At 44.1% G+C, this 22260-nt stretch carries 23 protein-coding genes; 1 reads left to right on the plus strand and 22 read right to left on the minus strand.

The features are described 5' to 3' along the window. Nucleotides 1-78: 78 nt before the first annotated feature. From ACESR9_RS06140 to ACESR9_RS06245, 22 genes are all read right to left on the minus strand, one after another. Complete coding sequence (locus ACESR9_RS06140; protein ID WP_049471810.1) at nucleotides 79-1488, minus strand: SseB family protein; 1410 nt, start codon at nucleotides 1486-1488, stop codon at nucleotides 79-81. Between the two features lie 132 nt (nucleotides 1489-1620). Next, nucleotides 1621-2211, minus strand: a complete 591-nt coding sequence (gene rnmV, locus ACESR9_RS06145; RefSeq protein ID WP_373106051.1) for a ribonuclease M5 — start codon at nucleotides 2209-2211, stop codon at nucleotides 1621-1623. Continuing rightward, the gene (locus ACESR9_RS06150) at nucleotides 2183-2953 is read right to left on the minus strand and encodes a TatD family hydrolase (protein WP_373106054.1); all 771 of its coding nucleotides are present in this window, start codon (nucleotides 2951-2953) and stop codon (nucleotides 2183-2185) included. The genes rnmV and ACESR9_RS06150 overlap by 29 nt, the downstream gene beginning before the upstream one ends. A gap of 125 nt (nucleotides 2954-3078) precedes the next feature. Continuing rightward, complete coding sequence (gene rpmH, locus ACESR9_RS06155) at nucleotides 3079-3213, minus strand: 50S ribosomal protein L34 (protein ID WP_003003086.1); 135 nt, start codon at nucleotides 3211-3213, stop codon at nucleotides 3079-3081. 147 nt (nucleotides 3214-3360) lie between these two features. Beyond that, nucleotides 3361-3990, minus strand: coding sequence for an HI_0552 family protein (locus ACESR9_RS06160; RefSeq protein WP_373106057.1), 630 nt, complete (start codon nucleotides 3988-3990; stop codon nucleotides 3361-3363). Nucleotides 3991-4065: 75 nt separating this feature from the next. Continuing rightward, on the minus strand, nucleotides 4066-5013 hold the full coding sequence (jag, locus tag ACESR9_RS06165; RefSeq protein WP_021153989.1) for an RNA-binding cell elongation regulator Jag/EloR: 948 nt from the start codon (nucleotides 5011-5013) through the stop codon (nucleotides 4066-4068). Nucleotides 5014-5028: 15 nt separating this feature from the next. Continuing rightward, nucleotides 5029-5844: a YidC/Oxa1 family membrane protein insertase gene (locus tag ACESR9_RS06170; RefSeq protein ID WP_003015944.1), complete on the minus strand. Its 816-nt coding sequence runs from the start codon at nucleotides 5842-5844 to the stop codon at nucleotides 5029-5031. A gap of 1 nt (nucleotide 5845) precedes the next feature. Next, nucleotides 5846-6187 (minus strand): ribonuclease P protein component, encoded by a 342-nt coding sequence (gene rnpA, locus ACESR9_RS06175; RefSeq protein ID WP_003002960.1) that lies wholly within the window; start codon nucleotides 6185-6187, stop codon nucleotides 5846-5848. Nucleotides 6188-6265: 78 nt separating this feature from the next. Continuing rightward, nucleotides 6266-6943, minus strand: a complete 678-nt coding sequence (locus ACESR9_RS06180) for a CPBP family intramembrane glutamic endopeptidase (RefSeq protein ID WP_223141560.1) — start codon at nucleotides 6941-6943, stop codon at nucleotides 6266-6268. Between the two features lie 85 nt (nucleotides 6944-7028). After that, nucleotides 7029-7922, minus strand: coding sequence for a TDT family transporter (locus ACESR9_RS06185; protein WP_049491724.1), 894 nt, complete (start codon nucleotides 7920-7922; stop codon nucleotides 7029-7031). A gap of 12 nt (nucleotides 7923-7934) precedes the next feature. Beyond that, nucleotides 7935-8114 (minus strand): hypothetical protein, encoded by a 180-nt coding sequence (locus ACESR9_RS06190; RefSeq protein ID WP_373106101.1) that lies wholly within the window; start codon nucleotides 8112-8114, stop codon nucleotides 7935-7937. Between the two features lie 172 nt (nucleotides 8115-8286). Further along, nucleotides 8287-8511: an accessory Sec system protein Asp5 gene (gene asp5 / locus ACESR9_RS06195; RefSeq protein WP_049491726.1), complete on the minus strand. Its 225-nt coding sequence runs from the start codon at nucleotides 8509-8511 to the stop codon at nucleotides 8287-8289. A gap of 1 nt (nucleotide 8512) precedes the next feature. Continuing rightward, on the minus strand, nucleotides 8513-8704 hold the full coding sequence (asp4, locus tag ACESR9_RS06200) for an accessory Sec system protein Asp4 (RefSeq protein WP_003003066.1): 192 nt from the start codon (nucleotides 8702-8704) through the stop codon (nucleotides 8513-8515). After that, on the minus strand, nucleotides 8697-10052 hold the full coding sequence (gene gtfB / locus ACESR9_RS06205) for an accessory Sec system glycosylation chaperone GtfB (protein ID WP_049491728.1): 1356 nt from the start codon (nucleotides 10050-10052) through the stop codon (nucleotides 8697-8699). Before gtfB ends, asp4 begins: the two co-directional genes overlap by 8 nt. Further along, a complete protein-coding gene (gtfA, locus tag ACESR9_RS06210; RefSeq protein WP_373106062.1) occupies nucleotides 10036-11550 on the minus strand; it encodes an accessory Sec system glycosyltransferase GtfA in 1515 nt (504 codons plus the stop codon). Before gtfA ends, gtfB begins: the two co-directional genes overlap by 17 nt. A gap of 11 nt (nucleotides 11551-11561) precedes the next feature. Then, nucleotides 11562-13946 carry an accessory Sec system translocase SecA2 gene (gene secA2 / locus ACESR9_RS06215; protein WP_373106104.1) on the minus strand — a complete coding sequence of 795 codons (2385 nt, stop codon included), beginning with the start codon at nucleotides 13944-13946 and terminating at the stop codon, nucleotides 11562-11564. A 24-nt stretch (nucleotides 13947-13970) separates the two neighbouring features. Continuing rightward, complete coding sequence (gene asp3 / locus ACESR9_RS06220; protein ID WP_023919257.1) at nucleotides 13971-14441, minus strand: accessory Sec system protein Asp3; 471 nt, start codon at nucleotides 14439-14441, stop codon at nucleotides 13971-13973. Further along, nucleotides 14438-15982: an accessory Sec system protein Asp2 gene (asp2, locus tag ACESR9_RS06225; RefSeq protein ID WP_373106064.1), complete on the minus strand. Its 1545-nt coding sequence runs from the start codon at nucleotides 15980-15982 to the stop codon at nucleotides 14438-14440. The genes asp3 and asp2 overlap by 4 nt, the downstream gene beginning before the upstream one ends. Then, nucleotides 15975-17564: an accessory Sec system protein Asp1 gene (gene asp1, locus ACESR9_RS06230; protein ID WP_373106066.1), complete on the minus strand. Its 1590-nt coding sequence runs from the start codon at nucleotides 17562-17564 to the stop codon at nucleotides 15975-15977. Before asp1 ends, asp2 begins: the two co-directional genes overlap by 8 nt. A gap of 8 nt (nucleotides 17565-17572) precedes the next feature. Continuing rightward, entirely contained in the window at nucleotides 17573-18790 is a 1218-nt protein-coding gene (gene secY2, locus ACESR9_RS06235; RefSeq protein WP_373106068.1) for an accessory Sec system protein translocase subunit SecY2, read from the minus strand. Nucleotides 18791-19014: 224 nt separating this feature from the next. Beyond that, nucleotides 19015-20019, minus strand: coding sequence for a sugar transferase (locus ACESR9_RS06240; protein ID WP_070659278.1), 1005 nt, complete (start codon nucleotides 20017-20019; stop codon nucleotides 19015-19017). Nucleotides 20020-20206: 187 nt separating this feature from the next. After that, nucleotides 20207-21295 (minus strand): LPXTG cell wall anchor domain-containing protein, encoded by a 1089-nt coding sequence (locus ACESR9_RS06245; RefSeq protein ID WP_373106072.1) that lies wholly within the window; start codon nucleotides 21293-21295, stop codon nucleotides 20207-20209. 521 nt (nucleotides 21296-21816) lie between these two features. On the opposite strand from ACESR9_RS06245, the gene ACESR9_RS06250 reads away from it, so the two are divergent. Then, on the plus strand, nucleotides 21817-22260 hold a 444-nt coding region (locus tag ACESR9_RS06250; protein WP_373106073.1), incomplete at its 3' end, for a hypothetical protein.

The raw sequence follows: 22260 nt of genomic DNA on the forward strand, positions 1-22260 counted from the left end.
TTCAAAATCTTTGAAAAAGGGTAGTGGTTCAGGTAAGATGTAGATAAAACTATATAGTTTCCCAATGAAAGAAACTCTCTAATCTTTATCTCTGCCTTCTAGTTCCTCACTAAACTTTTGCATTTCCTTAAAAGCTGTTAGGCTAACATAGGCACCCGCTTCATAATACTCCGTTGGATTTATGGCATAGTCAAAGCCTTCAATCATGCCACCAGCTTCTTCAATCATGCCATTCCACTTTTCATCAAAGACCATTCGCAGACGTTTCCAATCAGTAAATACTGGCACAGAATTGCGCCCATCTTTTCCTTCTCTGACTGGGATGCTGAACTTAGCGTCTTCTTTCAATACAAAGGAGTTGGCTCCCTGACTCTTATCGGGGAATCCCGAAGTAGCATTTAAAGGAATGAGGAGTTTGGCTTTTGGCATGGCTGCTGAGAAGAATTTATAATAGAGCTTATATATTACTTCTTCGTCATCTGTTGTAGGCTTATCCATCTGCCCCATCAACAGCATCCATCTTACAATATCAGGATTCATAACAGGAACTTGTATCTCTGGTAGGTTCGAAAAATCTGGTTTCTGAACCAAAACAGAAGCACTAATGCTGACTTCCTTGGTATTAAAGGCTGCTCCCAAAGCTCCATTTAAGTAAAAGGCTGTCCCAAGAAAATTCTCAATTCCTTTTTTATCTGCTGTATTTTCAATCAGTTTCACAACTGAATTTGGTCGACGATCAATGGTTTCCTTAAATTGGTGATACCAACGCGGCGTATATAGCATGATCATCGGGTCTGAACAGAGATAGCCCTCTTCACCTTTATCATAGGTCGTTGAGAAAAGATACGCTTCCCCCGTTTTTTCTGAAAAGACCGCGTAAATCGAATCTGCTGCTAACAACTTGTCCTTGACGATTTCTGCTAGGCGTTCTAGCTTTCGAGTGTTAGCTTGATAGCTTTCTTCACTTTCAGTTTTCTGATTTTGACGGCACTCCCATAAAAAGAGGCGCAATATTTCTATGCTATCATCAAGACTAGCGGCTTGATAGTCTTCATTGGACATTTGACCTTTTTGGACAATTACAAACGCGTTATAAAGAGCATCTGTATAGCTTGATAGCCGTTGTTCCTCATCGACACCATAACTATAGAGAACACTTCCCTTTTTAAGATTAACCAAGGAAGTTTCCATATCGATGACCAAATGAGCTAGAGATTCATCCGTGAGAACATCTACATCCTTATTTTGATTAATGAGTTTTTTCACGACTACAGAACCAAGAGCGTCCATACCTTGATCGGGATTGCAAAATTGCAGACAATCCCCAACCTTGAGTCCGCCCTCTAAGCTCCCAATAATCAATAACTCATTCGTCTCCTTTATCGGAAATAGTTCTAGAACTCCCAAGCATGTTTTGTCAATTGACTCTACTGTTTTGTTTGTTGCTTCAGTTGTTTCTGTCTTTTTTAAAAAATCGAAGATTCCCATAAATTATCCTCATTATCTACACTCATAACAAATCCTATGGAGTCACTTTTCTAATGCTTGCAACCAAGCCTGATTAAACCGTATATACTTACTTCTATTGCGTCATCTTCCCCTTGCTTTTGGGGGAGTTTCTCAATTCTCATAACTTTTCATGGTAGCTTCAACCTCAGCCAAACTAATTCCAAACAACTCCAAGCGTTTGATCAATTGCTTACCATTGCAGTAGCCAATGCGCAAGGCTTCGCCTAGATATTCCCGTCGTTTGCGACTATCGCTTCCCATCAACAGTCCAAGCCGCATCAAGTCGGTCTTTGTGATATCAAAGAAATTTTCATCTTCGTAAGACCCGACCAGTCCAGCTAGGGCTTTTTCTAAATCTTCAAAGTTCGCATGCTCCACTCCAAGAGAACGCCCCTTGGTCTTGGATTTGGGGACTGCTTCACCACGATTTAAAAAGGCATGTTTGGCTTGGGGCACCTCTTGCATAATGATCTTGCGAATGCGCTCGCCATTATAGTCTGGATCGGTAAAGACAATGACCCCACGCAACTCTTGCAAGGTAGCAATTCGTTCCAAATCATCTTGATCGATCGCAGAGCCTCGGGTTTCATAGGTATCCACCTCATAAAAACGACGGAGATTGGCTGTGTCGTCCTTGCCCTCCACGACAATTACTTCTGGTATTTTTCTTTTCTCAGTCAAGGCCAAATACCTTTCTTGCATTGTCGTAGGTTGCCTGAGCCACTTCTTCTGTTGTTAAGCCACGTAGTCCTGCAATAAAATCTACCACATAACGAGTGTAGGCTGTTTTATTTTCCCGACCACGTTTGGGAACTGGTGCCAGGTAAGGAGCATCTGTTTCAACCAAGATCTTGTCTAACGGAAGGCCAGCTGCCGCTTCTTGGACATCTGTGGCTTTCTTAAAGGTCACCACTCCAGAAAAGGAAATCATCATTCCCAAATCCATGAAGCGTTTCGCTTCTTCTAAACTTCCTGAGAAAGAATGCATGATCCCACCGCGAGGACCAACTCCTTCACTCTTGATGATGCCATAAGTATCTTCTAAAGCATCGCGTGTATGCACCACAAAGGGGAGGTCCAAGTCCTTAGACAATTGAATCTGACGACGAAAAACCTTTTCTTGGACATCTTTTGGTGCCGTCATCCAGTGGTAATCCAGACCGATTTCTCCGAGTGCGACAACTTTGGGATGTTTTAGCTGTTCAAGTAAATAGGCCTCCACTTCAGGAGTATAATCGCCTGCCTCAGTGGGGTGCCAACCAAGCGTGAGATAGAGTTCTGGATGCTGGTCTGCCAACTCCATGGCACGCTCAATCGTCGGTTTGTCAAAACCAACGATATTGTGGGCTACAACACCCATTTCCTTGGCCAAGTCGAGCTCTTCTTGTTCTTTTCCTGCGAATTCTTCCACATTGAGATGGGTGTGGGTATCAAAAATCTGCATGATCTTCCTTTTCTTCCGAGTTTTTCTTCTTTCTATTATAGCAGAAAGCGCCTCTAAATTCACTTTCGGACAAAACAAAAACCAGTAGTCTCGAGTTTCTACTGGTTTTTAGGTTTTTATCTGAATTACGCAGCCAAAACTTTGCGTCCTTTACGACGACGAGCTGCCAATACGCGACGACCATTTTTAGTTGCCATACGGTGACGGAAACCATGTTTGCGCGCACGACGAAGTTTACTTGGTTGATAAGTACGTTTCACGATGAATACCTCCTCATAGATTTTGTATTCGTTTAGCCGGCTAGTTGTGATCAGTTACTAAACATACTTTACTATTCTATCGGATTCGACTCTATTTGTCAATAGCTATGGCAAAATTGTTGCAAATACAGGTCGGAGAAAACCTTTCTACACCTGACGGGTTGCCAAGTAATAAGGTTCCAGAGCCACCAGCGCCTCTTGCAGCTGATCCAGGATATCCTCAGGAGAACCATCCTCGACTAGAGAAACATCGTATTTGACGAGGACCTTACGAACCGCCCCTTCTGCTACTGCTTGTAACAGATCATGGCGATTTTTTTCTGTTCCTTCTACCCTTTGACTCTCTCCATTTTTCTGGGCGAAATAATAAACTGGCTGAGTGATGGGTAGGGTGAGAACCTTGTGTTGTTTTTGAAGGCTCTTGTCATCTTTTTTTCGCTCGATAAAGCTCACCTCTAAGGAAACTCCAAAATCAACTGCATCCCCATAAAGTCTCAAGGCAAACATGGGCTCTGCCATCGTCCCTTCTCCTTTTAGATAGGCCCAAAAATGAGGCCGCAAGACCTGAGCCTGGTTCATCCATTGGCTAGTCCGATCTTGCTCCAAATAGGGGTGACGCTTCTGAAAGGCTGAGACTACATCAGTGAATTCCTTACGAGCCGCCTGAGCTAGGGCACGATACTGCTCCATCTCCGAGGCTAGCACCCCTGCCTTTGCTGGGGCCTGGTAGTGTATTCCTTGAAACTTTAAAAACTCTCGAATCGCTGTAAATGCCATCTGCTTCCTTTCTAAATCTAAAAAAGGAGAGATCGGCTCAATCCCGTCTCTCCCTTATGGGAAATAATAGCTTGATTATCCTTCGATGTCTACCACTACGTAACGGTTTGGTTCTTCCCCTTCAGAGTAGCTAGTGACTCCTTCCATCTTAGAGACAATACGGTGAATGATTTTGCGTTCACTGTTTGACATCGGATCTGTCTGTTGGGCTTGCCCATCTTCGAGGGCACGCGTTGCCAACTTCTGAGCATAGCTTTGAAGAACTTCCGCCCGGTGTTCTACATAGTCATTAACATTAATGGTAATGTAAAAATTCTTTGAGTAGCGGTTATAGAGGTAATTTTGCGCCAAAAGTTGAAGAGCCTTCAAGACTTTTCCGTGGTATCCAATGACACGTCCCGGTTCATTGGTATCAATTTGCATATTGACCGTACGGCGGTTGTGACTGCTTGAGATGGTTGCATCCACATCCATTTCATCGACCACTGTTTGAACATAGGCTGTCACATCATCTACGACTTCTTCGATGTTGTAGTTTTCCTCTACCTCGATACCAAGGTTTGAGAAATCAGATTCGCTTGATTCTTTTGTCGCTGGTTCTTTAACTTTTTCAAGGATATGTTCATGTCCTTTTTCTTCAAGAACGGTATCTGCTTCTTTGTCATGTTTCAGGATTTCGGTCTTGATTTCTTCAGAGACAACTTCTCCTTCTTCTTCGACCTTTTTGATCGCTGCAACGACGCGTCCGAGATCGACCGTTGCTTCGCTCACCGTCTTCACCGGTTCGTTTTGCGCATTGATCTCATCTGGGACACCTTTGACAGCTTTTTGATTGGCTTTCACAACCGTTGTTTCTGCAATGGGCTCAATCTCTACTTGGGCTGGTTTTTTCCCAAACAAGCCAAGAAAACCTTTCTTTTCACGCGCTACAACCGTAATATGTGCCTTCATACGAGGAATATCTAAATCGTTCAGACCTTTTTGAATCGCTTCTTCAACAGTTGCTCCAGTATATAGGACCATATGTCCACCTCTTTCTTATTTTTTCTTTTTCTGTGCTTTGTTTAGGGCACGGCGTTTTTGTTTTTCCATGTCGCGCGAAGCTTGTTCTTTTGCTTCACGCTCTGCAATAATCTTGAAGGGGTTGTTCAAGAGATAGGTTTGCCCGACTTGGTAAGCATTGGAAGTCACCCAGTATAGTGCGACCCCGCTGGCTGAGAACAAGGCAAAGAAGAAGATCATCACAGGCATCACATACATCATGGTTGTCGCACTACCATTACGCTCTGGCATGGCTTTATTGGTCAACCAACTGCTGAAAAATGTGAAGAGTGCTGCAAGAACCGGCAAGATATAGGTCGGGTCGATCGCGCCAAGGTCCAACCAAAGGAAGTGACCGACTTTAAGGAATTCGACACGGCTCAACGCTTGGAACAAGGCCATCAAGACCGGCATCTGGATCAAGAGAGGAAGGAAGGCTGAAGACGTTTTGACGCCTTTTTCCTTGTAAAGGGCCCGCATCTCTTCAGAAAGCTTGGTCCGACTATCAAGATCCTTCCCAGGATACTTAGCTTGCAATTCCTTGAGGAGGGGTTGAATTTCCTGCATTTTGCGGGTTGAATTCATTTGATATTGGAAGAGAGGCAAGAGGACCGTCCGTATGACAATGGTAAAGACGATAATCCCTACACCGATACTTCCGCCAAAGGACAAGAAGCGGATGGCTTCTGCAAAGAAGTAGACGAAGCGTTCCCAACCACCTGTCGACTGAGCTGTCACTTGAGAGGTTCCACAAGCTGTCAAGACCAATAAGGCTGCTCCTAATAATCCAGTTAACTTCAGTTTCTTTTTCACATTATTCCCTTTCTTGGTAGACATGCGCTAATTTTAAGACATGTACAAGATTTTTCTCTACTTGATGAAAGTCGAGCTCCTCCACTCCTTTACGAGCAATGACAACAAAATCATCGGTCGTAAGGAAGGCTTGGTGTTTGATCAAAACATGGCGAATCAAACGTTTGATGCGATTTCTGGTCACAGCATTTCCCAGTTTCTTACTAACAGACAGGCCGACTCGAAAATGCGGTTGGTCTTTGCGCAAGCGGTAAACAACGAATTTCCGATTGGCAACATTTTGACCACTTTTAAAAATAGCATTAAAATCTTTGTCACGTTTGACGCGGTAGCTTTTTTTCAAACCTCAACTCCCTCTATTAAATTTATTCTATTATACCATATTTTCAAAAAAAACCAATCTCACTCAGGAAATCGGTTGTTACTTGAATACAGATAAAAGTAAAGGCAAGGTGTAGTAGAGATTGAGCAAGATATGAGCCAAAATAGGAGCAAGGAGCGTCTTACTCCGATAATACAGGATCCCAAAAATCACACTCGGCAGGAGATAGATGATAGAAGCTCCTAGCGAAAAGGGATTGTGGAGAAAATGTAGGCCACTGTAGATGATGGCTGGAAGCCAAATCTCAGCATAGAGTTTCCAGCCTTTGAAGTAGGCATTCACCAAGGCTCCGCGAAAGATCAGCTCTTCTGTCACCGGCCGTATGATAACCATTGCGATCACTAGGATAAGCACCCCTGTTGGGCTAATTTCCCGTGGAAAGAGACTCAAAACGGCTGCCCGTCCTTGAACAAAACCACTGATGAAGTAGTCCAACCAGTAAACCAAACAGGCCGCAAAAACGGCTTCTATCAGAGCTTGAAGAGGGTTCTTCCCCAGCTTAAACTGCGCTTTTTTAGAAAAACGATAGACCAAAAATCCTGTAAAGACTGCATAGAGGCCTTCTAGGCCAAATAAGGTCCAATAATAGCTATTGGCGCTTGCTACACTATTGGAGACATATTGGGCCAAGGGGCGAAATTGAGGCCGAACATAAAAATAAAACAAGAGCAGAAAGAGGGGATACAGCAGTGAGAGCTTTCCTTTGATGAATTTCATAGATACCTTTCCTATAAAGTATGACAAATCGTATAGTGCATCTTACCATAATCGTGACAAGGTTTCAATGAAAAAGGATGCCTTCCTACTCTCTGAGATAGGCCACATAACCATCTAGGACAGCGACTAAAATCAAGAGACAAAGAAGAGTTTCCAGCCATACGAGAGCTGTCAAGAAAGGTAGTTGCAACAAGCCTTGGGCCATCTTCAAAGAGGTCGCTGTGATGACTGTTGGAAAGGTCAGGGCTGAAAAAGCAGGTTGAAAACCTTCTTTGATCATTTTCGGTAGGCGCGTCAACACAAAGAAATAAAAACCTTGCGAGGCCACCACCATGATCAGTAAGAACCAGACAGGAAGGCTTGCTCCACCCACACGAACCAGGGCTGCTAAAAGAAGGGAAAAGGGAGCACAATAGATGCCTTCTTGCCCCAACAGATGACTGGGTAAGGGGGACTGCTTCAAATCATGGTAGATAAGGGGATAAAGAAGAAAGGTCAAACCAAAACCAATCACTAAAGCGAGATAAGCAATCTCTCTGATTCCTACAACTGGATAAGTCAAAGCTGCTACTGCAATGCCCACATAGAGAACGGTCCAACTGGGAGTGGCATTGGCTCTTGGTCGCGCTAGGACATGGGTCTTGGTAAAATAGAGAATTAAGCCCAGATCCAAGAGAAAGGCAGACCACCAGACCAACTGTGATAGACCTCCAAAGGCGGGAAAGAGGCGCAAAAGATAGGTGGATAGAATCATCCCTGCCATGGGAAAGGTCGCCATCCCAGATAAAAGGGCTGGTTGTTGGAGTTCTATCTTGGTTTCTTGCCAGCGAATTGCATGATAAACGACAAAGAAAAACCAGAAGAACAAACCTGTCAGACTAAAGGCATGAGCAAGGAAGGGTAGCGAGTCTGCGAGAAGGTTTCCAGCGCCAACCAGTCCTAACAGACAGCCTGAAAATACTAAGGGGATCTTTTTCATCGGGAGCTCCAATCATGTTGTCGCTTTCAGTATACCATAAAAGAGAAGGAAGCAGGATAAAAAAGAGAGTGGGACAGAAATCGGTAATTCGTTAGAATTCGATTTCGTCGTCCCACCTCCGCACAGTTGAGTAGGGGTGTAAAAGCTGATGAAATCAGCGTAGTAGAGCCCACTTAACCACTGCGTCTTGATCGACAATCCAAAAATAATTGAGAGGCTAGGACTTTTGTCCCAACCTCTTCAAATTGTAGATATCTCTTTAATTTTTTAAGTATCATTTAGGTTGCACTATGTAAGAAACAGATGGATTACATTCTAAAAGAAGTTGGAGAATACCAACTTCTTTTATCCATTCTATTAAAGACTAGGCCTGTACGACCATCATATAAAGAAATAAGGATACGAGAAAGACGATGCTAACAACAAGGGTCGCTAGCTTGAGTCCACGGTGGGAACGCCAGTAACTTGGCTTTCCTAGGTTACTGGTCGCATCTGTTGAAAGCGATTGTTGTTGGCGAGGTTGCAGGGTGACCAGAACCACAAGAGCGAGGGAGAAGATCGCGATCCCGATTGCAAATACCATTTCCATCTTAGGATCCTCCTAACACTCTGAAGAGGGTAAAAATAACTCCCAGCAGAATCACCAAACCAATGATTACATTAAAAGTGACATTGATCTTTTCAGAACGTGTCGTCTTTTCTTTTTCGGCAGGACGGCGTTTGAGAGACTCCATCCGTCCTTCTACTTCTTTGTAAAATAAATCTTTCTTACGATCACTCACTGTGTCCACCTATCCCTTCTTGCAAGCGAGCTTTGAAAACAGCTGGCTCAACGCTACTTGATTGGGCAATTTGTTGCGCAACGGCTTCTCTGTAGTTATCCACAGATTGGTAGATTTCCTGGATACGGGCCACCATATCTGCTTCTTTTCCTTGATCAAAGATATTGGCTTGTGCGAGGAAGTGGCGGTCATGCAGGGTATGGCTAAAGGCAAGGATGACTTGCTGGTGTTCGAAGGCCTTGCGAACAATGCCTTGTACCTCTGCATAGTGGTTGATATCCAGATAAATACTAGAGACCTTAAGCAACTCTTTGATCCGCTCTTGGCTGATATTTTGGTACAAGACCACATTTGGATAGCGAACCATAGACAAGAGGCTCGCAGACATCTCCGTCAAAGCTGCTACACGGAAGGTCACATTTGGCAAGTTCTCTACTAGATAGGTCAAGGCTTCGATCTGATCCGAATTGGTCAAAACAAAAGCGTCTTTACGGATATCGTCTTTCACCTTGAAATCATACAGGTAGCCAAGGGGACCAAAATAGCTATGCTGGTCTTGCGAGGTCAACTGCAAAGCACGATGATAGGTCGCGTTTTGCGGAATCAAGATCTTCTTGGTCCGGATTTCTGGGCTCTTTAGAATCAACTGCATATTGCCCGGAAGGCTGTCGTGAAGAGGCTCTTGCCACACCAAGACATCGCGTCCTTTGATGCCTTTATTGCCCAGCTGGAGACTAATGCTAAAGGAGGTAGCCAGCGTATTGTAGACCAAACCATCTAGATCAAAACCACGATACTCTAGATAAAAGACAAAGTAATCTATGCGATTCTTGAAAATCCGCATGGGTTGATGATCCAAGGTCAAGATCAAATCCCCTGTTTGGTGATTTTCTGTCAAGCGCTCGATATCCCCTTCAAAATAAGTAGTCACCAAATACTGTCCCTGATCGCCACAAGTCGTTACAGCAATCTTACGACCGTATTGGTCATAGTGCTCAACCATGACCACTTGCCCCTTATCATCTAACCACTCTAAGCGCTCGACGATGCGTTTATAGGAAGCAGCATGGTACACAATCCGAGCCTTTTCCTGACCATAGTAGGTCACTTTTCCCGAACTGTTATCCCCAGAAACTTCCCAGAAATCAGGCACTGGAACTTCATTAAAGTAGCGTCCGCGCTTCTCTCCTTTTGCTTGTCCTAAGAAATAGATAAAGGGAGATTCGACACCGTCTGGTAAGAAACCATTTGGCTCCAAAACAACGGTCGGGTGGTCAAAGCCAGACTCTTTCATGGAGTGGAGCAAGTCTTGGCTTTCACGAGAATAACTATCAAACACGTTCAGCATGTGTCACCTCTTCTATCAATTGTGCCCAAGCTTCTTCTACTCGGCTGGTCAAAAAGTCTTCTGCACGCGCATAAGATGCTTGACGCATGCTGGCTAGATCATCTTTTTTGTATAGCTGGATCATTTTTTCCGCAAAGGCAGAAGCAATCTGGTCGACCACTTGATCTGCTGATGGTGGAATCAGATAGCCGTTTTTACCTTCTGTGACAAAGGTTTGGTTGCCATAAGGAACATCAAAACCGATAATCGGAAGACCAGAACCGATAGCCTCCATCAAAGTCAAACCAAAGCCTTCACTGGTCGATGCTGACAGGTAAACTTCATAGTTCTTATAAATCTCTTCAAGATTGGCATGTCCTTTGAGATGGATATAGTCTGCTGCCCCCAATTCATCAATTAGAGAACGCAACTTACCTTCTTCTCCACCTTTTCCATAGATGTCAAAAGACAGTTTTGGCAATTCTTTTTTGGCGCGAACCACTGCTCGCACCAACCAGTCAATATGCTTTTCTGTCGCCAAACGAGAGGCTGTAATCATAGAAAATGGAGTGCGATTTTCATTTTGTGGTAAGCTTGCAAGACTCCCAACTGGAATGGTATAGATAGCTGGCTGATGGTTGGTGTATTTAGCAAACTGCTCCGCCAAGATTTCTTTTTGGCGGTCAGTCGCGACAATAAAGAAGTCCACCTTGTCTGCATTGGTAAATTGGTACTCGTAGTAGTTATTCCACAGGATATACTGATCATCGACATTATTGGCACTGAAGTGCTCGGCATGGACGACCACCCCCAGGCGGGCTTTTTGCGCTTCTTCAAAGATAGGCTGACCAATATTGGTTTCCCGATCCAAAATCACCAGATCTTGTTTGGTCAATTGGAGAGTCTGCATGAAGTAGCGGATCAATTCTTGGCGACCAACTAGATAGCGATCTGGGAAACGATAGATTTCGCGGCCATCTGCCATCTGCATGCTGTAAGCAACCGTCCCGTCTTCATTGTAAAATCGGCGCTCAATCAAATTGGCTTGATTGTTCTTAGGAATAAAGTACTCGGTACAATAGCGGGTATAGGAGAAATAATCCTTTCTCACTAAAATCCCTCTAGACACGTACTCGCAGCGTTCGACATAGGGACTGTTTTCAGACCGCAAGTAGCAGGTCAAAAAATTGTCCTGGTCCTCATAAAAGAAGCGCTTGATCTTGCCGTCGACTTCTTCCCGAGTCGGTTTTCCGGCAAAACCTGCTAAGACCTGATCAATGGTATAGGTCGTTGGCGCAATTTTTATATCTGTAAAATGGCTATAGAGCCAGATGATTTCATCATTTTTAAAACCGATATTTTCTGTTAAATGCTGGATATTATCGGCTAGGATCATATCCATAAAGACAAACTTGGCTGGTTGATGGATATTGCGTAACAACTGGGCACGGTAGGCCTGGGCATACTCAACACCACTGCTGGCCCAACCGATTCCAAGGTTGATATTGTATACTGTCATAATGTCCTCTTTTATGGGAAATGCAAGACAATTTCCCCTTTTTTATTGATTTCTACTCGACTTAGTAAGAGATTGCGGACCATTTGTTCTTTGGCCGCCTCTTTCATTCGTTCAAAGGATTGGTAGGCTTCTTGGAAAAATTCTACCAAAGGGTTTTTCTGACTGGTGTACTGACCAGAGAGCGCCATGCGCAATTGTTGCAGATAGTCTACCTGCTCGACCCAGTTTTCATCGATAGCTTTTAGGATGGCCATGCGCTGGAATTGGGCGATCACCTCATCGGTGCCTAAGATCTCATACTTAGCTTCCAACTCGCTTTTAGCAATCTCCCATAAGAAATTCTCTTTGGTTTTCTTGCTACGGAAGGTTTGGTGGGCCTTTTCCGGATCTACTTGGTAGCTCACATTGTCTAACATATAGCGATAAAAAGCTACCGGTTCCTTGTATTCTTTTTTATGGGCTACGCTTGAAAAGACGGAACGAAGAACTTTTTCAACGATGTCGTCCAAGCGACCTTCTTGTTTGATCAAGCGGTCGCGCTCTTCGTAGACGATGGCACGCTGAATGTTCATGCTTTCCGCAAATTCTAGCGTCATCCGACGACTGGCCTGACCAGAACTTTCACTAGCATTTTGAGCCCGTTCCACCAAGTTTCTATACTTGCGCTTGGTCAGAGCTTTAGCTGAACCAATCCGCTCATCCACATCATAGTCTTGATAGGTATCCTGGATCCAGTCTGGCCCCCAGTTTTTCATCAAATCGTCTTCCAATGAGACGAAGAACTTGGTCAAACCGGGATCTCCTTGGCGACCTGAACGTCCCCGAATTTGAAGGTCAATCCGCTGGTTCATCATCCGCTCAGTTCCGACAACCACCAAGCCACCTAACTCAGCGACTCCTGGTCCCAACTTGATATCGGTTCCCCGACCGGCCATTGAGGTCGCAACCGTCACAGCACCTTTTCGACCAGACTCCTTAATGATCTGGGCCTCTCGAGGAGCATTGTTAGCATTGAGAAGATTGTGAGGAATCCCTTCCCGCAAAAGAAGATTCGAATAAAGAATCGACATTTCAACCGATCCGGCAAAGACCAGAATCGGATTACCTTTTTCGTGGATTTTCTTCACATAGTCCAAAGAAGCCACGATTTTCTCTGGCAAGGTTTGATAGATTTCATCCGGCAAATCCTTACGGATCTTCTTGCGATTGGTTGGAATCTTGATCACTGACATGGCATAGGTATCGAGAAATTCTGCCTCAGCGACCTTCCCAGTCCCCGTCATGCCTCCCAACTTCCGAAACATCTTAAAGAGGTTTTGGTAAGTAATAGAAGCCATAGCCCGTGTTTCTTGGGTGAGTTTGAGACCTTCTTTGGCTTCAATCGCCTGGTGGAGTCCTCCTTGCAAGCGGGTCATTTCCATCAAGCGACCCGTCGCCTGGTCTAGCAAAACAATCTCAGGTTGTCCTTCGACATTAGGATGGATGACATAGTCCTTATCCTTAATAAAGTTTTTATTGGCCTGCAGGGCTAGACTGATATGGCGGACCAAGTCACGGTATTGGGGATCATAGAGATTGGGAATAGCAAGAAAAGCTTCTGCTGCATGAGCTCCTTTTCGAGTCAACCAAACCCGTTTCTTTTCTTCGTCAAACTTGAAGTCTTCCCCCTCTTTGAAGGTTTGGATCAGGGTGTCAATAATCCCATAAAGGTTGGACTGGACCCGAGGAGAACCAGAAATAATCAAGGGAGTCTGCGCACTATCTAGGAGCACCGAATCAATCTCATCAACAATGGCGTAATTGAAGTCTGCCAAAAATTGGCCATCTGCTGAAGCCGTCAAGTTCTCTGTTAGATAGTCAAAGCCCAGACTGGTATTGGTCGTATAGATGACGTCTGATTGGTAAATTTCGCGTTTGACTTCTGGATCTAATTCTTCGTCCTCTGACTGTTTCAAAGGAACGCCGACGGTCAAACCTAAAAAGCGGTAGACCTGTCCCATCTCTTCTGCATCCCGAGTTGCCAGATAGGTATTGGTCGTAATGACCATAACCCCTTTTCCTTCTAGGGCATTGAGATAAACCGGCATGGTCGCTGTTAAGGTTTTTCCTTCACCGGTATTCATTTCAGCGACATTTCCCTGATGCAGAACAATCCCTCCCATGACTTGCACGTCATAAGGAAACATACCTAAGACCCGTTTATCAGCTTCCCGCGCAACCGCAAATGCTTCTGGCAAGAGATCATCCAAGGTCTCACCCTCTGCTAGACGTTCCCGAAATTCTGCAGTCTTCTCCTGCAGCTGACGATCCGTCAAACAGGCCATGTCATCCCTCCAGCTATTGACTTCTTTTAAGATTTTTTTGATGTTTCTTAATTTAACGTAATCCAATGTGATCCTCTTTTTTGCAGTGATGTTCGTCTATTCGAGAACTTCTGCTCCCTCAGACGATATTGGTTGAATCGTGAAATAGTGGAAGGTAAACTCTTGCAAACCTGCACTGAGCAAGCGTACTTCATAGGCGTATGCTTGATCTGGATAGGTAAATGGCAAGCGACCTTCTGCGGTTACTCGACGGCCAACGACCTCTCCAAAGCGATCTTTGAAGACGATTTCTACCATAACAGTATGAGCAGGTGTCGCTTCCATCGTGATAACCAATTCGTAATCTTGCTCTCTTTTGAGCAGGGGCAGACTAGGAATTTGACGAGTTGCCCCAAAATTCGTCTGCGAATGCCAGGTTTTCAGTACTTGACCAGATGGCATGAGGGGGTTCTGAAATTGAACGCTTCCTTGGGCAGTTGCTTGAATAGTTGACCCCCAAAGATAATCTGCTAGAACGGTATCGCCCCAGTAGATTCGTCTGCTTTCATTTTCTTTTATTTTTATCATTGGTTTCTTCCAAAGTCTCTTTCCATGATTTCTTTGTACTGGGTCACAAACCACTCAATGATCGGACCACTCGCATCATTGTGTCGACCAGCGCGGCTGGTACTGATAATACGAACCGGTAATTCATACAAGGCTTCTAAAATATCTGGATAGGCCTGCTGGTCGTAGTCATCATCCCGCATATAGGCAAGGGCTAGAATGGTATCCTTAAAGTCCGCTTTTTCAAACCGGTCCCAGAAACGTTGATTGAGCTGGCCGATCCCTTCTTGTGACACTTGCCCAATGATCAACTGCATCATGTCTAGAGACGTTCCAAACTCATCTGGACGTTTAAATTTCAGATTGGCAGCGACATCCCCCAGGTTGACAATGGGTTTTCCGACTAAGATCGCATGAGGAGAATAAAGAGCACCATAGTAAAGGGCACCAAAGGTCCCCATGGACAAGCCTGAGAAATTCATATCTTTTGGCTCAAAGCCGAGCAAGTCCAAGTGCTGATCAATAAAAGCAGTGATTTGATTTTCCAATTCTTCTGAGCCCATATAGAAGGATCCACCTTCCAGTCTTGGGTCAGAAAAGAGAATAAAGGGACTCCCCATCGCACGCATCATCCCAAACCCTTCAAAACCTTCAGCCGGACGATACCCAGAAAAGTAAATGTTTAAAGGGGGCTTCATATCGCCAGGATGGAAATAAGCAAAAATTTCTTGGCGTTTGTGGTCCCGTAGCGTCTTAGCTCCTACGGTCATCTCTCCTAAAGGACCATGTGACAAGCGCTTATGTAAGGCTCCGATCGTAAGCGTCCCCTCTCCTTTTGCTTCCAGCGAAAAGGCTAGGTAATAAGGTTCTGCTCCATCCAATTCTAGCGGTTGCTCCATCTCTTCTTCTGAAAAAACTGCATCTTTGACCCACTCTCCCAGAGCACCAAAGCGGTAAAATTGAATCCGCAATTGTAGCTGACAGCTAGGATCTTTTTCGTATTCCAACCAAAAATTGATGGGGCGGCTAGCGTCATACACATAATTGTAAACCCACTGAGCAATCGGCGTAAACTCTTCCCCGTATGCTCCGTCAAGCTTGAGGAAGTGTTGCCCCAAGACTGTTTGCTGACCAGCAAAATCAGGTCTCACCTGCAGATCACGAACTGTAAAGGCATCCCCATATTGATTGTCGTATAAAAAGCGGTCTAAAACATAGAGAAATTGATGCTTGTTTGAGAAGTCCCAGGGTCTCGCTTGTTTAAGCCTTAAGAGGTGGGCTAATTCTTCAGAAGGTGCCTCTAGCTTACGGCTTTCGTCATAAAAAACGGTATAAGGTTGAAAATAAGTCAGGTCTTCTCCTAAAGCCAACAAATCTTCTGGATTCTCTAAAATCAAGGCTTTAAATTTAGAGATTTCCTCTTCTTCCATATAGTCTTTGAGCGATGGAAGAGCGGTGGCTTGAAAAAAGTGCCAGCCAAGTCCAGCAGGAAGTTTCATTTGATCCTGCCAGCTACTTGAGCCGATTTGGAGAATATGGGGTATCTGTAGTTTTTTATCCATGACGTTCTTTCATCCATCCTTCCCATTTCTCGATCAAGCGTTGACCGGTGTATTCTTGGATTTTTTCGATTGAGTAGACCAAGGCTTCATTCCAAGGCTTCAATTCCAATAAGAAGTACGTGATTGCCTTTTCTAATTCCTTGTCTCCCTTTGATAAGACATAGCCATTTTTCAAATGATCGACATATTCTGTCTGGACGCGGTTGACCTGTGGAATCCCAGCAGAGATACCCGCGATTTGCGTGTAGAGGTTGGGTTCCTCGCTTAAATCTACAATCAAGCGTGTTTTTTCCAACTCTTGAATAATGTCATTTTCATTTGAAAAATTCTTAACTACAAAACGATAGTCCGGTGCGTCTTGTACAGACTCTTCATCAATGATTTGGTTTTCTCCAAGCCCTTGTGACTGACTTGGCGACTGAACAAGATGCAAGTCCTGCTCACTAGCAATCAATTCCTCGAGTTGCCCTTCTAATTCTTTCACCCGCTCCGGTGAGCCATTGTAAAATGCAAAAACAACTTCAAATAAGGGATGTTGCGCCAACACTTCTAGGACCTTCTTGAGCTGGCTCTTACTTGGGAGCTCGGCTTCGTTGACATAAAAGTAAATCTTCGATTCCTTGCGTTCCTGACTAGAGCCCAAACGAAGGCGGGAGTCAAAAGAGGTAATCCGGTGTGTCTTTTGAGCCAGGCTAGGGGAAAAGCCCCCAATCGCTTCTTTGGTTTTTTCACTATCTGTGATCAAGAGCTGGGCATCAATCATATCAAAATAGAGGGCAAAGTTTTCGGCAGACAAGGGCTGACGATCCCCATAGAAAGACAAGACTTTTTTGACGCTACTTGCTGTATCTTGTAAAAAGGCCAAATTTGCTGGATGAGCTGCCAGAACCAACTGATCTCGTCCTGGAACCAAGGCTGCCAACTGTTCCTTCATCTTTTCAGCGACAACTTCTCCCATATCGGAATAGCTTTCTTTTTTGAAGGCAGAAAAGAAAGCCTCATTGACCATAACAGATTGGTTCTCTTCGATCAACATTTCTCTCAAAACCCATTGTCCATCAAAACTCAGATACTCTTGAAAATAAGGTTTCCTCTCATTGTAGTAAATCCTACTAGAGATAAAGCCGCGATCATCTAAATACTCGATGTAGCTGATCTCATCATTCTTATAACGAGTCAAAGAGAGAATGTTTCCATCCACCCCCATATCAATTTTTGCTAGGTGGTGGCCCTTTCGAAATGCCATCACCAAAAAGGGAGTATAGGAAAAAGTGGTCTCACTCGGCCATTCGATGTCCCGAAGCTGAACTGGGTGCATCGCCAAACTAGACGGAACCTTTTGGATACGATCAAAAATCGAAAGCACATCTGTCTCTAACAAATCTTGGCGGTGTAAAAAATAGCGCAGTTGCGGACTATATTGAGGCAACAATAAGATCCGATCCATTTCTGCTTCTTGAAAAATACGAACTTGATTAATGGTATCATCAAATTCAATGGATTCTCGCATCCAGTACCAAGGGGTAGCTGTTTGCTGCCAGATGCGGTCCGTTCCATACCAGGCTGGTACAAAATAATACATGGTTACTCCTAGAATATTCTTGTATAACGTTGATTGACACGAAGGGCACGAATTTCTTCTCGGATATTGTAAATCATCCCGACAAACATGAGGAAGGTTCCTGGAATCATGGTCAAGCGCAAAAGATCTTTATCCCATAACAAGAGGGAAAAAGGAAGTGCCGTAAAGAGGATCAGATACAAGGTCCCAAAAACCGTCAAGCGTAGCACAATTTTATTGATATAGCGACGTGTATCTGCTCCAGGATAGACATGATCGATATACTCGGACGCCTTCATCATCTTATCTGCAATTTCTTCTCCGTTCACATTGACAAAGGCGAAAGCAAAAGAGAGAAGGGCGATCATCAGAATGTAAAGAAGAATCCAAATCGGGTCTCCCATCACCAAGTGTTTGGCTAAATGAGCGGCCCACTTGGCATTGGAATCCATAGACAAGATCAACAGCATCGCGTACTGAGGAATGGACACCAAGGTCATGGCATACATGAAGGGCATCCCTCCTGCTGGGTTGAGCTTGATATCCAAAAAAGTATAACTTTTCAAATTGTTGTGGATTCCTAATTTATTGACAGGAATCTGGTACTTGGAATATTCCACCAAGACTGCCACATAGACAAAAACCAAGATAAAAATCACGCCCAGAACATAAGCGATCTCTGGGATATTATTGACACTTGAAAGGGTCTGCATCACGTCTTCTGGAAGATACATCACCATCCCAGCCATCATGATCACCACAGAACTTCCAAGCCCCAAAGCGGCATTTAGATCTGAGAGCCAAACTAGAAAGAAGGCTCCAGCTACCATAATCATGGTATTGACCGCAATGACAAGTCCGGAGTTCAACCCTGTCTTCAAGGGGAGATACATGGCCACTGCCGAGGACTGGACAATGGCGAGTGCCAAGGTCACGTACATCTTTCGCCGCTCCACAATTTCCGAACTAGTTTTTTCGAGGTTAAAGCGTTTTGAAACGGTAAACATCCGCCACAAAATCATGGAAGACATCCAAGGGGATAGACCGATCGAAAAGATCGACATTCCGCGGAGGTTTCCCCCCATCACAGCACTTGAGAGCTGTAAACCGGTTGTCGTTCCCTCATTGAGTCTCAAGGCCTTTGATAAGTCAACAAAAGGCAAGGAAATTTTACTTCCCAAAACATAAATAAAGACGAAAAATATCGTCCAACAAAATCTCTTTCCTACTTCAGATCGTTTTAACATTTCTTTTAAACTTTCTCTTACTCATTTTGACTCTTCCACCTGGGGAATAGCCTTTTAATATGTGCCTTTAGAGCATTTTATCTCAACTTATTTTACCATAATTTGCGACTTTTCCAAACTCATTTGTCACTAATATTTGATAATATTTCAATTTCCCCATTTGGTACCGTATTCAACAAAAAATCCTTCAGATGTTTATCTGAAGAATCTTGTTTACTTGGATATTATTCTCCTAAAGCCATGATGGTATCGACAAATAATTTCTTTGTAAAATAGCCATTGCGGATCAAATAAGAAGTATATTGAGCCTTTCGGACCATTTGGGCATACTCTTCTTCTGTACAGTCTTGGACCAAACGATTGGCTTCTTCAAGACTGGAGGCTACAAAACCGAGCCCTTTTTCTCGAATATAGTCTGCATTTGACAAATAGTCTGGCACTACTACTGGAAGACCAGCAGATAGATAAGTTGATAGTTTGTAGGAAATATTTTCTTTGTAGTAATCCCGCTCATCCTCAGGATTCTCAGAATTTCCCCAGACAAGCCCAAAACCACCCTTGGAAAGCTCGAGAAGCAACTCTTGCTTAGTTCGCCAGCCTTCCATATGGACCTTAGAATAATCGACTCCTTCAACTGGTTCGGTATAGACATGAAGGGGTGTCTCATATTTCCAATCGATGATATGTGGGAAACGCGACGGATTCCCTGAGAAGATCAGTTTTTTCTCAAATTGCGGAGTATAGAGATCCAAACTGTGGGTCAAATCCCACAACTTTTGGACCACATATTTTTTCACTGTGAGCCCTTCTGATACTAGACGATGGTACATTTGCTCTGACGGAACAACGACCAGATCACTCTGATTGTACATGTCGATATAGTTAGGCATTAGGTAATAATTGCTCTCAAACATGAGTGGTGGAACATCATGGATAAACATGACCAGCTTGGTTTGAAGGAGTTTTAACTTATCAACCAAACGGCGGTCCCACTCAATTCCATTCCAAGAAGGAGATTGAACGAAGACGATATCCCCAAAAGCAACGCCTGCTAAAATCCCATCCATCCGCGAGTTCAATTCGCTAGCTGGTTCATTGCTATGATCATAAAAGTAGATCCCTAGTTCATTAACCCCAAGTTCACGAACGACATTCATAATATCGTTTTGTGCCATCAGGGCAACACTTTTCGAAGATTGCCCGAATAAATTTGTAAAATGGATTTTCATCTCTTTCCTCTGACTCTTCTTTTTTAATCCCATATTTTCTGAAGATATGAAGGCAAACAGAGCTTTTCACAAAGTAACCTTTTTCATATCCCTCAACGAAAACTTCCTCATTCATTATAACATATTTCCCAACTTCTTAGACATTCTAGATCAATAAAAGACCGGTTCATTCCGGTCTTTTAAGGTTTTATTTGCCATCTTTTTTCCGAATTCCTAAAAGGGCTAATCCAGACAGAAGAATGGAAGCTCCTGTAGCAAGAATATTAGATGAAGGATGGGCACCTGTCTCTGGAAGAGCAGGTCCTGAAGAACGTGTCGCACTTAGCGAGCTTGCATCTGATGGAGATTCTGAGTAAGAGGTGTCTAACGAAGACACGACAGACTCCGAAGAACTTGTCACAGCAGAGAAACTTGACGCATAAGACACACTGATCCATTCAGAAATTTCCTGCGATAAGGATTGACTCTCTGTTGATGATGCGCTTCTAGAATCTGAAACACTCGTCAAAGGAAATTCAGATACTGGCATGGACGTTGAAGCCGATTCGCTTGCTGAAAGGAGCGAAGTTGATTGGCTATAGGAGTCTGATTTTGAAACAGATGTTGATGCTAGAGATTCTGAATGGGATGTCCATTGTGAAGCAGATAGACTCTCAGAAACGGATCGAGAGAACGATCCAGACTCTGAAACCTGCGATGCAGCTACGACATGAGAAGTTGAAGCCGATTCGCTTGTCGAAGCAGAAGCTTGAACTAATGAATCTGATTGACTCGCGGACACCGAAGCTTGGACCAACGACTCTGAGTGGCTATTAGAGATCGAAGCTTGGATCAACGATTCAGACTGACTTGCTGAAACTGAAGTTTGGACTTGTGACTCGGACTGGCTCGCTGAAACGGATTCTTGAACTTGTGACTCAGACTGAGTTGCAGAAATCGAAGCTTGTACTAAGGATTCGGATTGACTCGCGGAAACCGAAGCTTGTACCAACGACTCTGATTGTCTATTAGAGATCGAAGCTTGGATCAACGATTCAGACTGGCTCGCTGAAGCTAAAGCTTGAACTTGTGACTCTGACTGGCTCGCTGAAATCGAAGCTTGTACCAGTGAGTCTGATTGACTGGCAGATACTGAGGTCTGAACCAAGGATTCGGATTGACTCATTGAAACAGATTCAGACAGCTTTTTGCTCATCGAAATAGATTGCGACAAGGAAATCAGTTGAGAAACCACTTCTTCCGATCCAACCGCCGATGTTGACTGCGATTGAGACATAGAAATGGATCTAGACGCTAAATTAGATAAGGATACCGACTGACTCAACCAAACAGATTTCGAGGCTTTTTCAGACTCACTCTTAGATGCCGATTCAGAAGCTACTTTTGATTGCGATTCTGATTGACTGGCTGAGACTGATGCTTGTACCAACGACTCCGACTGGCTCGCAGAAACGGACGCTTGTACCAACGAGTCTGATTGACTGACAGAAACAGATTCTTTAATCAACAATTCAGACTGGCTTGCAGAAACTGATTCTCGAACCTGTGATTCGGATTGACTTGCAGAGATCGAAGCTTGAACTTGTGATTCTGACTGACTCACTGAAACTGAGGCTTGAACCTGCGAGTCGGATTCACTAGCTGAAACAGACTCTCGCACTAACGAGTCCGATTGACTCAATGATGTTGATCGCAAATCAGTCGATACTTGCGATTCCGACTGACTCATTGAATCAGAACGAGAAAAGGACATAGATTCTGTATTTTGAGACTTAGATTCGACATCAGAAGTAGATTGTGATTGACTCACTGAAACGGATGCTTGTACCAACGACTCTGATTGACTGGCAGATACAGATGCCTGAACCTGCGATTCTGATTGACTTGCAGATACAGATGCCTGAACCATCGAGTCTGATTGACTCGCAGATACAGATGCCTGAACCAAGGACTCAGATTGACTTGCTGAAACGGATTCTTGTACTAACGACTCTGACTGACTCGCGGAAACTGATTTTTGTACCAACGACTCGGATTGGCTCGCAGAAACTGACTCTTGAACCAACGAGTCTGATTGACTCGCAGATACAGATGCCTGAACCAAGGACTCAGATTGACTTGCTGAAACAGATTCTTGAACCAAAGACTCGGATTGGCTTGCCGATACAGATGCCTGAACCTGCGATTCTGATTGACTTGCAGATACAGATGCCTGAACCATCGAGTCTGATTGACTCGCAG

This window comes from Streptococcus parasanguinis, from assembly GCF_964238605.1.
Classification (GTDB): Bacteria; Bacillota; Bacilli; order Lactobacillales; family Streptococcaceae; genus Streptococcus; species Streptococcus parasanguinis_AJ.

Excerpts from the sequence above, each read along its gene's own strand:
- asp2 (WP_373106064.1), bottom strand. The coding sequence starts at position 15,982 with ATGGATAAAAAACTACAGATACCCCATATTCTCCAAATCGGCTCAAGT.
- rnmV (WP_373106051.1), bottom strand. The coding sequence starts at position 2,211 with ATGCAAGAAAGGTATTTGGCCTTGACTGAGAAAAGAAAAATACCAGAA.
- asp3 (WP_023919257.1), bottom strand. The coding sequence starts at position 14,441 with ATGATAAAAATAAAAGAAAATGAAAGCAGACGAATCTACTGGGGCGAT.
- asp1 (WP_373106066.1), bottom strand. The coding sequence starts at position 17,564 with ATGTATTATTTTGTACCAGCCTGGTATGGAACGGACCGCATCTGGCAG.
- ACESR9_RS06140 (WP_049471810.1), bottom strand. The coding sequence starts at position 1,488 with ATGGGAATCTTCGATTTTTTAAAAAAGACAGAAACAACTGAAGCAACA.
- ACESR9_RS06180 (WP_223141560.1), bottom strand. The coding sequence starts at position 6,943 with ATGAAATTCATCAAAGGAAAGCTCTCACTGCTGTATCCCCTCTTTCTG.
- ACESR9_RS06185 (WP_049491724.1), bottom strand. The coding sequence starts at position 7,922 with ATGAAAAAGATCCCCTTAGTATTTTCAGGCTGTCTGTTAGGACTGGTT.
- ACESR9_RS06150 (WP_373106054.1), bottom strand. The coding sequence starts at position 2,953 with ATGCAGATTTTTGATACCCACACCCATCTCAATGTGGAAGAATTCGCA.
- gtfA (WP_373106062.1), bottom strand. The coding sequence starts at position 11,550 with ATGACAGTATACAATATCAACCTTGGAATCGGTTGGGCCAGCAGTGGT.
- jag (WP_021153989.1), bottom strand. The coding sequence starts at position 5,013 with ATGGTCCTATATACTGGAGCAACTGTTGAAGAAGCGATTCAAAAAGGT.
- ACESR9_RS06160 (WP_373106057.1), bottom strand. The coding sequence starts at position 3,990 with ATGGCATTTACAGCGATTCGAGAGTTTTTAAAGTTTCAAGGAATACAC.
- ACESR9_RS06240 (WP_070659278.1), bottom strand. The coding sequence starts at position 20,019 with ATGAAAATCCATTTTACAAATTTATTCGGGCAATCTTCGAAAAGTGTT.
- secY2 (WP_373106068.1), bottom strand. The coding sequence starts at position 18,790 with ATGTTAAAACGATCTGAAGTAGGAAAGAGATTTTGTTGGACGATATTT.
- gtfB (WP_049491728.1), bottom strand. The coding sequence starts at position 10,052 with ATGCTGAACGTGTTTGATAGTTATTCTCGTGAAAGCCAAGACTTGCTC.
- asp5 (WP_049491726.1), bottom strand. The coding sequence starts at position 8,511 with ATGGAAATGGTATTTGCAATCGGGATCGCGATCTTCTCCCTCGCTCTT.
- ACESR9_RS06245 (WP_373106072.1), bottom strand. The coding sequence starts at position 21,295 with ATGTCTCAATCGCAGTCAACATCGGCGGTTGGATCGGAAGAAGTGGTT.